Origin of the sequence: Salipiger aestuarii, from assembly GCF_003259905.1 — a bacterium.
In the GTDB taxonomy this organism is placed as follows: Bacteria; Pseudomonadota; Alphaproteobacteria; order Rhodobacterales; family Rhodobacteraceae; genus Salipiger; species Salipiger aestuarii.
This window is the reverse complement of the sequence record NZ_QLMG01000074.1, coordinates 1-13,803: the sequence shown is the minus strand read 5'-3', so window position 1 is coordinate 13,803 and position 13,803 is coordinate 1. Positions and strand designations below refer to the sequence as shown.

Sequence of the window (13,803 nt, the reverse complement as noted above, 5' to 3'; positions counted from 1 at the left end):
GGGGTAGATTCCTGCTGAGTGCAGAATAGTACGTTAAGGCTGGTCATCGCCGATTTTTCCATCTGTACTCGCCCGTGAGCAGGATATGCGCCCATCCGAGTGGTGAGATGTGCGACAGAAGTCCCGGTGAACAGTTGAGACCGGCGCGTTTTCGGGCTGTGACGGCTTGGCCGAGGTGCTTGGTGTTCCAGTAGATAATAATTGCCGCCAGGAGGTTCAGCCCCGCCATTCGATAGTGTTGGCCTTCGCTGGTGCGATCCCGTATTTCGCCTTGGCGGCCAATTCGCAGGGCGTTTTTCAGGGCATGATGTGCCTCGCCCTTATTCAAACCAATCTGCGCCCGACGCTGCATGTCGGCGTCGAGCAACCATTCGATAATGAAGAGTGTACGTTCGATGCGGCCAATCTCGCGCAGGGCAAGGGCCAACTCGTGCTGACGCGGGTAGGATGCGAATTTTTTTAGCAACTGGCTGGGTGGCATGATGCCAGCCGTAATGGTGGCCACGGCACGCAAGATGTCTGGCCAGTTTTGAACAATCAGACCTTCCCTGATTTTGCCGCCAACCAAACCGCGCAGTTCTTTCGGGGCAGCAGCCGGATCGAACAGGTAGAGCCGTGTGGATGGCAGATCGCGGATACGTGGAATGAAGCGATAGGACAACAGTGAAGTGGCCGCAAAAACGAGGTCGGTGAATCCGCCGGTATCAGCATATTGCTCTTTGATCTTGCGGCCTGTGTCGTTCATCAACAAGCCGTCCAGGATATAGGGTGCCTCGTTCACCGTCGACGGAATGTTCTGGGTCGCGAACGGGCCGAATTGATCGGAGACGTGGGTATAGGCTTTCAGGCCTGGATCGGAACCGTATTTTGCGTTGATGAGATTCATTGCCTCGCCGTGGCGTGCTGCCGGGAAGAACTGACCATCGCTTGAAGCGGTGACGTTGCCACCCCAATGTGCGGCCATCGGCAAGCCTGATTGCGCGCTGATAACCATGGCCAGGGCGCGATTGATAGCGTCGCTTTCTATGTGCCAACTGGAAAGACGCGAGAGCTGGAAGAAGTTATGTGTGTGGGTTGCCTCAGCCATCTTGCTCAGACCGAGGTTCACCCCTTCGGCCAGCAATACATTCAACAGTCCGACACGATCCTTGCAGGGCGAACCGGTGCGCAAATGCGTAAAGGCGTCGGGGAAGCCGATGTCATTATCAACTTCCAGCAAGAGATCGGTAATGCGGACGACTGGGAGTCGATGATAGAGATCGAGCACCAATTCGTCCGCTTCCTTTGGTACAGCGGAACTTAACCGATCAATTTTGAGCACGCCGTTTTCGATGGAACCGCCAGGGATTGACCCGTTTCTGGCGGCTTTGGCCAAGCGTGCAAGCCCGTCTGCGAGCCGTGCTTTGCGATCCGCAATCCAAGCGCCCGGTTCGAACGGAAGGGTCAGTCTGGGTGTTGCCTTTGCGGCTTCAATTGGAACAAGGGCTTGCTTCAGATCGGCATAGCGCCGGGAATGAGCGAGCCAGATATCGCCTGATCGGAAAGCATCTCGCAGGTGGAACATGACAGCCACCTCCCACAGACGATGCTTGTCCTCGTCACAGGTATTGAGATGACGGTGCCATTTTGATCCGCGACGTAGAAAAACAACGGGCTGAAGCTCAGAGTTTTGGTCATTTTCGATGATAGTTGCTGCCGCCAACAATGGCTCGGCCACGGGTGCTGCGTGTACCTCAAGCGCGCGCAACATGCGCGGCGCATAACGCCGGAACCGATGAAAGCCCTGAGCAACATGGCTCAGAGGGTCAGCGGCCATTGTGTCAGTCAGCTTGGCCGCAGTCGCAACAAGCCCTTCGAGCTGGTGCCACCCACAGGCGGTTTCGGTGGCTATATCAAGTGATGCCCCATCCCCCTTGGCTTCCAGAAGGGCAGCGCCCAGTGATTTGAATGAGTGCAATGTATCATGAACGGCCGACTTTGCATCCGCGACCCGCGCGTCACAGATTTTCTTGGCATCACGCCAGGTCTTCCCAACAATCCGATCGTGGGTTTCAACCACCGCATCAGCAATGGCCGCGTGCCATTCCACTGCACAGACGGCAAGAATAGCAAGCCGCCGGTCGCTGGTGACATCGCGCAGACCATCGGCAAAATACCGTTCCCCCTGATGGCGCAGCCGAGTGACCCGGTGTGGGGGGATGTCGTCCAGGATATAGGGTGACAATCCCAGTGCCAGCAAGCATTCCAGCCTGTCCAGAAGCCGGGATGCACCCGCCGAGTTATTGCCCACCTCAAACTGACGTAGCCAAACGAACCGGCTGACAGTGCCATCGACCATTTCTGTCAGCAAGCCGTCCAGCAGTTTCCTCACCTCATTGCTGAGCCGATCTACGATACGGCTTTCAATTCGACGTTCGGCAGCAACAAGCGCATCAGCACACAGTCGCTCGATGACAGACACACCCGGCAGGATCGTCTGGTTGCGGCGACATTCCTCGACAAACTTTCGGGCCAAATCTTTGTTCGAGTGGGTCGTCTCAGCTTGCTGTTCAAGCCATGCCTTCAGATCGCGTGCGCCACGGCCAGAGAACATCCGATAGCCGTAAATTGATCGAAGATCGATAAGATGCTCGCGTCTCGTTTCCGCCCGATGTGCATAATCGATCAGGTCACCGGGGTTCAGACCAAGCTGGGCCGCCAGGAATTTCGTTACCGACTCCGGGATCGTTTCTCCCGGTGTCAACAACCGCCCCGGAAACCTAAGGGCACACAACTGAAGCGCAAAGCCAAATTGATTGCGGGCGCGGCGGCGCGAGCGAATGATTTCCATATCGTCGTCCGCCAGAATGTAATGCTGAAGAAGCGATGCTTCGTCGGCAGGCAGGTCGAAAAGTGCCGAACGCTGGCGCTCGGTTAGGATGGTGCGATGCGCCATGTTTCTTTTGCTTTCTATGGAGGGTTTGTTTATTGATGATTGTGATATGAATTAAGGAATATAATGGGCGGAAGAAAGCTCGGAGATCCTCGACACATCACAAACGTTCGTTTGTGAAACAGGGAAAACAACACATGACCGCAAAAGCCGTGAATCTCGCCGACAAGCTCAGCACATTTGCTGAGTATTGGTCACCAAAAATCGTTTCCCAGTTCAACGGACACGATGTGATGGTAGTAAAAGTTCAAGGGGAATTCGTTTGGCATACCCATGACGACACCGATGACTTTTTTCTTGTCCTGGATGGCATCGTGACGATTGAAATGGAACAGGGGAATGTCACCCTAAAGCCGGGCGAGCTGTACGTCGTGCCGAAGGGTGTTCAGCATCGGCCAGTTGCTCAGGAAGAAGCCCATATTTTGCTGATTGAACCCAAAGGGACGCCGAACACAGGCGATACTGACACAGCAGCGGAGAAAGTCGAAATCTGATGTTGATTGGATATGCCCGCGTCTCCAAGGCGGACGGTAGCCAGTCGCTTGATCTGCAAAGGGATGCACTTGCCGCTGCCGGTGTCGCCAATGATCAAATCTATTCCGATCAAGCGTCAGGCAAGAAAGATAATCGCCCCGGTCTCGAAGCCTGTCTGAAGGCCTTGCGTTCAGGCGACGTTCTGGTGATCTGGAAACTGGATCGGATGGGTCGCAGCCTGAACCATTTGGTGAAAACGACAACCATGCTATCAGAGCGCGGCGTTGGCCTGAAAGTCATCACTGGTCAGGGAGCGCAAATCGACACGACGACCGCAGCGGGCCGCCTGTCGTTTGGCATCTTTGCCGCGTTGGCTGAATTCGAAAGCGAACTGATCCGGGAACGCACCATGGCCGGTCTTCAGGCAGCGCGCGCTAGAGGTCGAAAAGGTGGCCGAAAATTCGCACTGACAAAAGCACAGGTCCGCATGGCCCAGGCAGCAATGGCAAGCCGAGACACATCGGTTTCTGAGCTATGTACAGAACTTGGCGTAAAACCCGTCACCCTCTACCGATACGTCGACCCCAACGGTAATCTACGAGACTACGGCAGACATGTCTTGGGGGCTTAACGTACTATCCTGCACTCAGCAGGAATCTACCCCACCTTGGGCCGGTGTTTGGAGATGTCGAGCCTCCCCGAGTGCGGGCATTCGAAGTATGCTCGACCTTGGCCTCCGGGGCGTGCGACGCCGCGTGGCGCAAGGCCTACCTGGGGGTGATCGTCACGCATCGTGATTCCCCCGAACCAGCGAGCGCCCGCCGTTGCAGGCGCAGGCCACGGACGTAGCGCACCAGGCCTGCAACGTATGATCGCGCCGGCGCAATGGCCCGGCGGCAGGGAGTTACCGCCGCAGCCGCGGTTTCAGCGCCTGGACTTCGGCGTCCAGGCGAATTGCTGCATCGGTGCGTCCACAGGGGTTTCTGCCAGGTGGTTGGTATAGTTGCTCATCACCTTCTGCGCGAGACCGAGCACGATTTCCAGCACCTGCTGCTCGCCATAGCCGGCGGCGTAGAACGCTTCGAGATCGGCCTCGGTGGGGTTGCCGCGGCTGTCGGCCATCACCAGCGTGAAGGTGCGCAGGGCCTCCAGCCTGGGGGTCGGCAGCGGGGTTTCGTCGCGCAGCGCGTCCGAGATCGCATCATCCACCTTCATCGCCTTGGCGATGCCGGTGTGGGCCGGAACGCAGTAATGGCATTCGTGGTAGACGTTGATCGCCTGCCAGACCACGGTCTTTTCCTCGGCGTCGAACGAGGTTTTCTGGGCAAACAGGCCATGCAGCACCTGATAGCCATCCAGCAGCGCGGGCGCGCGCGCCATCACGGCATGCAGACCGGGCAGGCGGCCGAAGGCGGCCTTGGATTTCTCGATCAGGGGCACGGCGGCTTCGGGGGCGGTTGTTTCGTCGAGTTTTTCGAACTTGGACACGGTCTTGCCTTTCGGGTTGGGGGCGTGATGGCGCCAACCTGACCATTATTGAGCAATCGCTCAAGTATATTGTTGAGCAATCGCTCAAAACTTTTCGTGATACCATTGCGCCGCGATCCCCAAAGGCCCAGAATCATCCACATGGCACGCACGGCTTCATACGACCGCGAAGCCGCTCTTGAGGCGGCGATGACCCTTTTCTGGACAAAGGGCTATCACGCCACGTCGCTCAAGGATCTTGAGAGCGCTCTGAACATGAAGCCCGGCTCGATCTACGCCGCGTTCCAGAGCAAGGAGACCTTGTTTCGCACGACCATTGATCGCTACGCCGCGCGTATGGCCGCAGAGATGCAGGCGCTGATCGCGAAGGGACCGTCGCCGCTGGCGGCCTTGCAGGGGCATCTTCGCGGCCTCGCAGAGCTAAGGCCCTGTGACCGGCCCTCGACCGCCTGCATGATGGTGAAATCCTTGCTGGAGGTTCCACAGGACGGGGAATTGCGCGCCTTCATCACGGCGCATCTTGACCGGGTGGAACAGGGCATCGGGGCCGCGCTGGAGGGTGCGAAGGCCAGCGGCGAGTTGCCCGCCGACGCCGACGCCGGCCGGCTTGCCCGCCGTATCCAGACCTATATCTTCGGTCTGAAGGTGCAGGCGCAGCGCGAAACCGATGCGGGACGAATGCGCGAGCTTTGCGAGGATCTGGCCGCGGAAATCGGACGCGCGGCCCGGAGCCGGGAGTGATGCGATACAACCGCGGGCGCTCTTGCGGTTTCGGTGCGCATTCCGGCGATCGACGGGCGGCATGGTCGACGATCGCCTGCCCGTGACTGGAAAGCGGTTCGTGGCGGTGCCACGGTTCTGGGCCATCGTTCCCGCGAGGCGCAAATCCGGGGAGGCGCAAATCTCGGGGGGTAACGTATGGCTGGGGGCCGGTCAGTGCCCGGCGTCCGCGCTAAGCCCCATCGCCTCTGGCGCGCAGTTGGATGAGACGTACCCCGCTGGCGGGCGCCGCGGGGATCCGGTCAAGCGCCACGCCAAGGTCTTGCACGGGAACGTCCCAGGTCACGGCGCGGCACAGGACCTGCATCGCCGACACCATCAACGCGACAGTGACTTTTTCGCCGGGACAACGATGGGTGGTCGCCGTGTCGCCGCCTCCGTGTGGCACGAAACACGCGCCCGGGTTGCGCCAGCTTAGCTGTCTGCCGGGGTGAAACTGTTCGGGAAGCGGAAAGGCGTTCTTGTCGTGCAATGTGCCCCACAAGTCGGCCAGCACCCACTGCCCCCGTGGCAGATCCAGCCCTTCGTGGCAAAGAGGTTTCGTGGTGATGGCCCCGGTCATCGGGAAGAACGGTGACACGCGGCGCACCTCTTCGCAAAATTGCGCCGCCGATGCCGTATCGGCGGTTGCAAGCGCCCTGCGCCAATCGGGTTCCAACGCCAGAATGCGCGCGGCATAGGCGATCCAGCGCCCCACCGCGACCACCGGGCGAAGCAGATTGAGGATCTCGACCACGGCAACCTCGGGCGGCAGGGGCGCGCCGTCTTCCCTAAATGCCGCGATCCTCCGCGCGGGGCTGCCGCTGGGCACATCGGCGAGGGCAGCGGCCAAGCGCCGTTCGACACCGCGCCGCCGCATCAGGGCAGCAATCACCCCCGGCCCGACCGAGCCGGTGCGCGCGCTCATCTCGTACAGCGTCTTGCGCAGGCGCGGGTCCTGGCTGATTTGCGGACCGAACCCCGCCCAGGCGCAGACCACGCCGGCAAGCGTGTCGCTGGCGCTGTCCAGCACGCAGGTTTCGCCCTGCGCCAGAAGGTCCTGCGCCCAGGTCCGGGCAAAGTCGGAAGCAAGCTGTTCGGCGGCACCCTCCTGCATGAGAAGCGTCATGAACAGCGCCTTGCGGTGGCGATGCGCGGCGCCTTCCATCTGCTGCACGCTGCCCTTGTCCTGCAACAGCCGCAGCACCGTCGGCGGCAGGGCGCCCTGCCGCGTCAAACCCCCGGCCCCGTAAAGCAGCCTGATCCCGCGAGGCCCGGTCATGCAGATCACCTTGCGCCCCATGATCCGGGCGCGGAAGGCGTCCGATCCCAGTCGCGCGCAGCGTTCGGGAATGAAACGATACCCCTCGCGCAGCAGCGCAAGGGTGGAATCGAACGCCTTGTCCGCAGGCAGCGCGGCGGGGGTCATATGATCGGCTTTCCACCCGTGACGGCGATGGTCGCCCCAGACGTATAGCTTGACGCGGGATCCGCAAGCATCACATAGGCGGGCGCAAGCTCGGCGGGCTGGGCCGGGCGGCCCATGGGGTAGTTCGCGCCGAAATTGGCCACGCTGTCAGCGGGCATCGTGGCGGGGATCAGCGGGGTCCAGACCGGCCCCGGCGCCACGCAGTTCACCCGGATGCCGCGCGGCCCCAGCGACTGCGCCAGCCCGGCCGAAAAGTTCTGGATCGCGCCCTTGGTGCTGGCATAGGCCAGAAGGCCGGGGTTGGGCATGTCGGAATTGACCGACGCGGTGTTGATGATCGCCGCGCCGTCCGCCATCAGCGGCACCGCCGCCTTGGAAAGATAGAACATCGCAAAGATGTTGGTGCGGAAGGTCAGTTCCCATTCCTCGTCGGAAATGTCTTCGAAGCGGTCGAAATGCATCTGATGGGCGGCGTTGTTGACCAGAATGTCCAGCCGCCCGAAGGCATCCCTTGTGCGCGAAACGATGTCGCGGCAATGGTCGGCGGACTGGATGTCACCGGGCAGCACAAGCGCGCGCTGCCCGGCCTCTTCGACCAGGGCGCGGGTCTGATCGGCCTCTTCGGTTTCGGACAGATAGGAAATGGCGACATCGGCGCCCTCGCGGGCGTAGGCGAGCGCGACGGCGCGGCCTATGCCGCTGTCGGCGCCGGTGACAAGCGCGGCCAGTCCGGCCAGGCGCCCGGAGCCGCGATAGCTGTCTTCGCCGTGATCCGGCACGGGCCGCATGTCGCGGGCGGCGCCGGGCAGATCCTGGGTCTGTTCTGGAAACGGAGGACGGGGGTGTGCCATGTCAAGCTCTCCGGTCGTTGAGATTACGGGATTACGTCAGAAACCCGCCGTGGCGCGGGTCGTTCCACGGCGATGGCGCGCACAGCGGGTTCTTGCCCACCGTGCGGGAACGGCCCCGTTTCGATGGCCGGTCGACGGCTGACGCCGCCGCGCGGGAACTTTCCCGATACACCCGATGTTTAACCGGCGACGTTTCGTCGCAACTTTGCACAGGGAGGCGCTGCAAGTGTCGTCGATGAGGGACTCTTCCACGCATCCTGGCGCGGACGCCGACCGGACAGCCGGTCGTTTTGCTACAAGGGCCCGGCCCGGCCTGACATCCGCCGAAGACGCCGCGCCCGGTCCGACAAGGGCCCGGGTGCGCGACGCCGCCGCCGGGATCGACGCGTGCGCCCCCCGTGCCCTGGCGCGGCGGCTGCGCGATACGGGCAAGATCGACCTGTCGCTGGCCCGGCTGCTGGAAGGGCATGTCAACGCGATCCATCTGATCGACGTCCATGGCGACGACCACGCCCGCCTGCGGCTGCGCGCGGACCTGGACGCCGGCATGCTCTATGGTGTCTGGGGCGCCGATGCCACGCCGCCGGTCTGTGTCCGGGAAGGGCAGATGCACGGAGTCAAATGCTTTGCGTCCGGGCTGGGGGTCGTAGACAGGGCGATTGTCACCGTGGGCCGGGGCGAAACCCAACGGCTGTACGTGGTGGATGCCACCGATCCTGCACGACACGATCTTGCCGCCTGGAACATGAGCGGCATGCAGGCATCCAGGTCCGGGCGGTTCGATTGCGGCGGCTTGCGCGGTGAGCCGCTTGGCCCGTTGGGATGCTACACCGCCGAACCCCATTTCGTCGGAGGCACATGGCGCATCGCGGCGGTGGCGCTTGGCGGTGCCGTTGGACTTCTGGATCGCTGCGCGGATGTGCTGCGCGCGCGCGATCAGATCGGCGCCGAGGCGCATATGCTGCGTCTGGCCCCTGTCGCGCTGCGGATCGTCTCTGCCTGGCCTGCGATATTGCGGGCCGCGCAAATTTCGACCGGGCCCGAGGGGGCGTCGCATCCGGACCGGGCCGCGGTGCTGTCCGTTTCCATGCGGCTGCTCAGCGAAGAGCTGGGGCAGGACTGCATCCGGGCGGCAGAGCGGTCTGTCGGCCTGTCGATGTTTGCCGACGACGACACGACCGGGCGGCATGCCCGCGATCTTGCGTGTTATCTGCGCCAGGCCCGCCGCGATGCGTTTCTTCTGCAAGCGGGATCGGCGATGCTGGAGGGGGCCGGCGGCATGTCGGAGTGGCTTGATGACCATGACTGAACCGGTGTCGCGCGCGCAGCGGGTGACGGCCGACGCGTTGACCGGGCAGCGCCCGATTGTCGTGCTGGCGCCGCACCCGGACGATGAATCGCTGGGCTGCGGTGGCTTGCTTGCCCATGCCTTCGCCGGTGACGGCGCCCATGTTGTGCTGATGACCGATGGCGCGGGTTCCCATCCCGGCTCCAGGCTCTGGACCGGCGCCGAACGCGCGGCGCAGCGCGCCCGGGAGCTTGACACCGCGATCCATGAACTGGGCGGGCGCAGTTCGGATGTGACACGCCTCGGACTGCCCGACGCCGGGATGGGCGATCCGGCGATGCCGGTGCTGTCGATCGCGCGCACAATCGCCCGACAGCTTTCCCGGCTGGGCGCGCGCACGCTGTTTGCCACCGCACCCACCGACCCGCATTGCGATCATCAGGCCACTGCGGAAATCGCCCGCCTTTGCGCGCGACTGACCCGTGCGCGGTTGTTTTATTATCCGGTGTGGTCGCGCTGGAAACAGCCCGATTTCAGAACCGGGCTGGTGGGAATGGATGAATACCGGCTGGATACGACGCCGGTGCGCCGGCGCAAGGCCCGCGCCATCGCCGCGCATCGCAGTCAGCATGGCCAGGTGTTCACCGACGATGCGGCGGGTTTTGTCCTTGATCCCGAATTCGTCCGGATGTTCGTGGACGCCGACGAGCTGTACTTTGAGGGCACGCTCGCATGACCGCGGTGGATTCCACCCGTCTGGGCGCGATTTACGCCAGGGGCGACGATCCGTGGCGTTTCCGCAGCAGCCCCTATGAACAGGAAAAATTCCGCGCCACTCGCGCCGCATTGTCGCGGCAACGCTATGGGTCGGCCCTTGAACTGGGGTGCGGCAACGGTGAACTGGCGCGCCATCTTGCGCCGTTATGCGCGCAGTATACCGGGGTCGACGCGGTCGAGATCGCCTTGCAGGCCGCAAGGCGGGCCGTGCCCCGGGGCCGGTTCGAACAGGTTTTCCTGCCTGCCGATCTGCCCGATGGCCGGTACGATCTGATTATACTGTCCGAGATCCTGTATTTCCTTGACCGGGACGGCATCCGGTCAATCGCCACGCAGATCGACCGCCGCTGGCCCCGCGCTTGTCTGCTTTGTGTCACCTGGCTTGGCCCAAGCGGCAACGCCCTGCAGGGCGCCGAGGCGCTGGCCCTGTTCCGCGCCGCCAGCATGCGAGAATTGCACTGTGTCAAGACCGGCGTTCCCTACCGAATTGACCGCACGGATGTCTTGCCGTGACACGGCTGAACGTGACCGCCGTGCAGGAGGATGCCTTTGCAACCCTCGACACCGTTGTCGTCGTCCCCGCCCGCGACGAACAGGACCACATCGCGGCTTGTCTTGACAATCTGTTCGGGCAACAGACGCGAAATCCCGCGGGTATCGTGCTGTGCGTCAACAACACCAGGGATGCGACGGCCCATATTGCGTTGCAGCGGGCCCGCGCCGCGCGCTGGCCGCTGATCGTGATCGAGGCACATTACCCGCGCGGTGGCGTCGGACGTGCGCGCCGGCTGGGCCACCGGATCGCGCTGCGAGCAGCCCCGCGCGCCCGGTCCATCCTGTCGACCGATGCCGATTGTCTGCCAGCGCCCGACTGGCAAGTGCAGATCGAAACCGCGTTGCAGCGCGCGCCCGTCGTGTTGGGGCGCATCTGCGTGGCGGAAAACGAACTTGCCGCCTTTTCGCGACGGTTCCTGCGGCGTCAGCAGCTGGAAACCGAATTCAGCGACCTTGCGATGGAATTCGCACGGCTGATTGACCCGGTCGGGCCGGATGGCATCGGGCTGAACACCGCCGGAGGCGCAAATCTGGGGTTCCGCCGCGCGGCCTACCTTTGGATCGGGGGGTACCGCGCGTTGGAGAGCGGAGAGGACCGCGATATCGTCGCCCGTGCCACGCGCGCCGGGTTGCAACCCGTTCGCGCCGACCTGGCTGTCATCACCGCCTCGATGCGGACGATGGGACGCGCGCCGGGTGGCATGGCCGATCAGATCCGCGCCCGATCGAAATCCGGCAATTGCACCGTCGACAGCGCGCTGACGTCTTTCAAGGCGATGGTGGCCGGGCATCTGGGGTATGACCCGCAAGATCGTCCGATGACGCTCTTGCGGGTCGCGCAAGACCTGCCCCAGCTGCGCGATTGCGTGGAACAGCTGCGCGGCCTGACTTGCACCGACAGCCGCAGGCGCCATCTTGCCGCGGTTTGGCAACGTGCCGGGCACCCCATCCCCCAGCGGCATGACTGACATGCATGGGGCATGGACGTCTCGAACAGTCCGGAACTTCCTTGTCGTTCGGTTGTTTCCCTGTCTGAAGCCAGTGGTTTGCCAGGCGGGCCCGCCCCTGCACGCCGTCGCGGCAGGATCCTGGCCAGTTTCCTTGAGCGGTGCATCCGCCCCAGTTCCACCGGCACCGGCGCTCCGGGCGCCGCCACAGTCGTGAGAGGCCTGTCATGTCCGAACCCCAGACCCACGCCATCAGCGAAGTTCTCGATGAGCTCGAAGCGACGGTGCAGGGGGATGAGATCGCTGTGGCGGATGTGGTCGACACCCTCGGGGGGTCGTCCTTTGCATCGCTGATGCTGGTGTTTTCGCTGATCTCCACCTCACCCGCCAGTGCCATTCCGGGGGTCACCGCGATGGTGGCGGTTCTGGTGTTCATTCTGGTGGCGCAGATGATGGCGGGCCGCAGGTCGGTCTGGCTGCCGGACGTGGTGACCCGACGCCGGCTGTCGAGCGAAAAGCTGTGCAAGGGCATCCGCTGGCTGCGCCGTCCCGTCCGCTTTGTCGAACGGTTTCTCAAGCCGCGCCTGACGGGGCTGTTTCACCGCCCGTGGCTGTGGCTGCCGATGATCCTGATCCTGGCGCTCACGCTGTTCATGCCGTTCATGGAGATCGTGCCCACATCCGGTTCCCTTGCGTCGACGGTTATCGCGCTGTTCGCCGCAAGTCTGCTGACACGCGACGGGGTGCTGGCAATCCTGTCACTGGTTCTGCTGTCGGTGGTCCCGGTGGCGGTGTACTACTGGCAGGTCTAGCCGATCCCGCCGATGCTCTGGCGCCGGGACAATGACCCGCCGGGCGCCTGCGCAACATCGCTCAGCACGTCGCGGTCCAGCGCCTCGTTGCGCTGCAATTCGGACAGCAGGCCGACCAGCTTCTTGCGCATGCGGCGGGATCTGATCTGGACGGCTTCCACCTCGACCGGGATGATACGGATCTGGGCGCCATCGTCCCCCCGGTGAATTTCGAAGCTGCGGTAGGCGGCAACGAGGTGGCGAGCCTGATTTGTCGCTGCAATTGCGACCAGTTTCAGCGCATCTGTACGTTGGATCGCGTCGGTGCTGCACAGCCGTTTGCGCGCCCGCGCGAACAGGTCGTCAAAGCTGCCGATGTCGACATACCCGCCGCTGCCGATCGGCCCGACGGCGGATACCCCTGTAGTCACATCCGAAGCTTTGTCCCAGAGTTCGAGCCGGTCAACCACGCTTACGGTGGTCTTCGTGTCGCCCACACCGAATTCCGCCAGAACATCCAGCAGGTAGGCAGGCTCCGAACCCATGTTCGACACGATGCACCGGCCGACCATGCCCCGTCCGCCGGCGCGGGTGATAAGCAGGCTGGATCTGGTCTGCCGTTTGAAGCTTGCCAGAAAAACATGCAGATAGGCGATCCACACACCTGTGGATACCACGCTGACCACGACTTGCAGCGTCGTCACGTTGTCCTTCATCCATTCCCACATGGCGTCTGTCCTGCTGCTTGGCCGGGTCCGAAACGGACACTGTTCCCAGCGAAACCGCCATGCGGCGTCTTCGTTCCGTCGACCGGCAGGGCGGCGTCGGAAATGATACCTGCATCTTCAACCGAGCGATGAGATCGCCGACAGCGCCGGGACAGATCGCACTGGTTCTACGGCTACCTGCCTGAGCACGTCACCGCCACCGGATGGTCAGGAGAACGCATGCGACCAGGCCGAACTGCGCGGTGCTGCCGATCGCCCCTTCCACCGGCCATGATCGCCTGGCGGCGCGGTCCGGTCCGGCGCCTCTGTCGGGCCGCGTCCCCCGTGAGGAGCCCCCGCGACCCGAGATCCGGCATGTTTTCGCAGAGAACTGGCGAGGCTATGGTGCCCGCAAGGTCTGGCGACAACTTCGCCACGAGGGCTTCGACGTTGCCCGCCGCACGGTGGCAAGGTTGATGAAGGACAGGGGGATTCAAGGCCTCGTTCGCGGCAAACCGCATCGGTCGACGGTCCCGGACAACAAGGCCCCGTGCCCTCAGAACAAGGCAAACCACGGGTTTCGCGTGCCCGCGCCCGACATGCTGCGGGGCAGCGGTTTCACCTGCGTCGCGACCTGGACGGGTTTGGCTGATCCGCGGTGAAGTGGCGATCCAACCGCTTCGGGGCGAGGTTGGACCTGTGGCCGTTGTCGGTCGTCAGCTTGTGTTTGCGCGCTCTGACAACGGAGATGCCGGTCCGGTGCATCAATCCGCCCAGGCTGAGCCGGGATTGTTCTTTGATGTGC

Annotated in this window: 14 protein-coding genes and 1 pseudogene; 9 read left to right on the top strand and 6 right to left on the bottom strand. The window is 63.1% G+C overall.

Features of this window, described 5'->3' with window-relative positions:
• Positions 1-43: 43 nt before the first annotated feature.
• Positions 44-2,935 (bottom strand): Tn3 family transposase, encoded by a 2,892-nt coding sequence (locus ATI53_RS21360; protein WP_111551339.1) that lies wholly within the window; start codon positions 2,933-2,935, stop codon positions 44-46.
• 134 nt (positions 2,936-3,069) lie between these two features.
• Here ATI53_RS21360 and ATI53_RS21355 point away from each other — a divergent pair, with 134 nt between their 5' ends.
• Both ATI53_RS21355 and ATI53_RS21350 read left to right on the top strand, forming a co-directional pair.
• Positions 3,070-3,426 (top strand): cupin domain-containing protein, encoded by a 357-nt coding sequence (locus ATI53_RS21355; protein WP_111551338.1) that lies wholly within the window; start codon positions 3,070-3,072, stop codon positions 3,424-3,426.
• Positions 3,426-4,037, top strand: a complete 612-nt coding sequence (locus ATI53_RS21350) for a recombinase family protein (protein WP_111551337.1) — start codon at positions 3,426-3,428, stop codon at positions 4,035-4,037. The genes ATI53_RS21355 and ATI53_RS21350 overlap by 1 nt, the downstream gene beginning before the upstream one ends.
• 293 nt (positions 4,038-4,330) lie before the next feature.
• Here ATI53_RS21350 and ATI53_RS21345 read toward each other — a convergent pair whose 3' ends face one another.
• The gene (locus ATI53_RS21345) at positions 4,331-4,894 is read right to left on the bottom strand and encodes a carboxymuconolactone decarboxylase family protein (RefSeq protein WP_009506398.1); all 564 of its coding nucleotides are present in this window, start codon (positions 4,892-4,894) and stop codon (positions 4,331-4,333) included.
• Between the two features lie 141 nt (positions 4,895-5,035).
• Here ATI53_RS21345 and ATI53_RS21340 point away from each other — a divergent pair, with 141 nt between their 5' ends.
• The gene (locus ATI53_RS21340) at positions 5,036-5,635 is read left to right on the top strand and encodes a TetR/AcrR family transcriptional regulator (protein ID WP_111551336.1); all 600 of its coding nucleotides are present in this window, start codon (positions 5,036-5,038) and stop codon (positions 5,633-5,635) included.
• A gap of 211 nt (positions 5,636-5,846) precedes the next feature.
• On the opposite strand, the gene ATI53_RS21335 is transcribed toward ATI53_RS21340, so the two are convergent.
• Positions 5,847-7,082 carry a cytochrome P450 gene (locus ATI53_RS21335; RefSeq protein ID WP_111551335.1) on the bottom strand — a complete coding sequence of 412 codons (1,236 nt, stop codon included), beginning with the start codon at positions 7,080-7,082 and terminating at the stop codon, positions 5,847-5,849.
• A complete protein-coding gene (locus tag ATI53_RS21330) occupies positions 7,079-7,933 on the bottom strand; it encodes an SDR family oxidoreductase (RefSeq protein WP_009506395.1) in 855 nt (284 codons plus the stop codon). Before ATI53_RS21330 ends, ATI53_RS21335 begins: the two co-directional genes overlap by 4 nt.
• Positions 7,934-8,168: 235 nt before the next feature.
• Between ATI53_RS21330 and ATI53_RS21325 the strand changes: the two genes are divergently transcribed.
• The 5 genes from ATI53_RS21325 (at position 8,169) to ATI53_RS21305 (ending at position 12,312) form a co-directional block, all read left to right on the top strand.
• Positions 8,169-9,242, top strand: coding sequence for an acyl-CoA dehydrogenase family protein (locus tag ATI53_RS21325; protein ID WP_240778656.1), 1,074 nt, complete (start codon positions 8,169-8,171; stop codon positions 9,240-9,242).
• Positions 9,229-9,957: a PIG-L deacetylase family protein gene (locus ATI53_RS21320; protein WP_111551334.1), complete on the top strand. Its 729-nt coding sequence runs from the start codon at positions 9,229-9,231 to the stop codon at positions 9,955-9,957. The genes ATI53_RS21325 and ATI53_RS21320 overlap by 14 nt, the downstream gene beginning before the upstream one ends.
• Positions 9,954-10,511, top strand: coding sequence for a class I SAM-dependent methyltransferase (locus tag ATI53_RS21315; RefSeq protein WP_009506391.1), 558 nt, complete (start codon positions 9,954-9,956; stop codon positions 10,509-10,511). Before ATI53_RS21320 ends, ATI53_RS21315 begins: the two co-directional genes overlap by 4 nt.
• Positions 10,508-11,521, top strand: coding sequence for a glycosyltransferase family 2 protein (locus ATI53_RS21310; protein ID WP_009506389.1), 1,014 nt, complete (start codon positions 10,508-10,510; stop codon positions 11,519-11,521). The genes ATI53_RS21315 and ATI53_RS21310 overlap by 4 nt, the downstream gene beginning before the upstream one ends.
• A gap of 206 nt (positions 11,522-11,727) precedes the next feature.
• Positions 11,728-12,312, top strand: coding sequence for an exopolysaccharide biosynthesis protein (locus ATI53_RS21305; protein ID WP_111551333.1), 585 nt, complete (start codon positions 11,728-11,730; stop codon positions 12,310-12,312).
• On the opposite strand, the gene ATI53_RS21300 is transcribed toward ATI53_RS21305, so the two are convergent.
• Positions 12,309-13,019 carry a hypothetical protein gene (locus ATI53_RS21300; RefSeq protein WP_111551332.1) on the bottom strand — a complete coding sequence of 237 codons (711 nt, stop codon included), beginning with the start codon at positions 13,017-13,019 and terminating at the stop codon, positions 12,309-12,311. The two genes, ATI53_RS21305 and ATI53_RS21300, sit on opposite strands and share 4 nt — an antisense overlap.
• Before the next feature lie 203 nt (positions 13,020-13,222).
• Between ATI53_RS21300 and ATI53_RS24540 the strand changes: the two genes are divergently transcribed.
• Positions 13,223-13,660 (top strand): IS3 family transposase, encoded by a 438-nt coding sequence (locus ATI53_RS24540; RefSeq protein ID WP_111551331.1) that lies wholly within the window; start codon positions 13,223-13,225, stop codon positions 13,658-13,660.
• Here ATI53_RS24540 and ATI53_RS23730 read toward each other — a convergent pair.
• A pseudogene (locus tag ATI53_RS23730) lies at positions 13,641-13,803 on the bottom strand (IS3 family transposase); the annotation flags it as partial. The gene ATI53_RS24540 and the pseudogene ATI53_RS23730 overlap by 20 nt on opposite strands.

Coding starts and splice junctions, on each gene's coding strand:
- ATI53_RS21360 (WP_111551339.1), bottom strand. CDS start 2,935: ATGGCGCATCGCACCATCCTAACCGAGCGCCAGCGTTCGGCACTTTTC.
- ATI53_RS21355 (WP_111551338.1), top strand. CDS start 3,070: ATGACCGCAAAAGCCGTGAATCTCGCCGACAAGCTCAGCACATTTGCT.
- ATI53_RS21350 (WP_111551337.1), top strand. CDS start 3,426: ATGTTGATTGGATATGCCCGCGTCTCCAAGGCGGACGGTAGCCAGTCG.
- ATI53_RS21340 (WP_111551336.1), top strand. CDS start 5,036: ATGGCACGCACGGCTTCATACGACCGCGAAGCCGCTCTTGAGGCGGCG.
- ATI53_RS21335 (WP_111551335.1), bottom strand. CDS start 7,082: ATGACCCCCGCCGCGCTGCCTGCGGACAAGGCGTTCGATTCCACCCTT.
- ATI53_RS21330 (WP_009506395.1), bottom strand. CDS start 7,933: ATGGCACACCCCCGTCCTCCGTTTCCAGAACAGACCCAGGATCTGCCC.
- ATI53_RS21325 (WP_240778656.1), top strand. CDS start 8,169: ATGAGGGACTCTTCCACGCATCCTGGCGCGGACGCCGACCGGACAGCC.
- ATI53_RS21320 (WP_111551334.1), top strand. CDS start 9,229: ATGACCATGACTGAACCGGTGTCGCGCGCGCAGCGGGTGACGGCCGAC.
- ATI53_RS21315 (WP_009506391.1), top strand. CDS start 9,954: ATGACCGCGGTGGATTCCACCCGTCTGGGCGCGATTTACGCCAGGGGC.
- ATI53_RS21305 (WP_111551333.1), top strand. CDS start 11,728: ATGTCCGAACCCCAGACCCACGCCATCAGCGAAGTTCTCGATGAGCTC.
- ATI53_RS21300 (WP_111551332.1), bottom strand. CDS start 13,019: ATGTGGGAATGGATGAAGGACAACGTGACGACGCTGCAAGTCGTGGTC.
- ATI53_RS24540 (WP_111551331.1), top strand. CDS start 13,223: ATGGTCAGGAGAACGCATGCGACCAGGCCGAACTGCGCGGTGCTGCCG.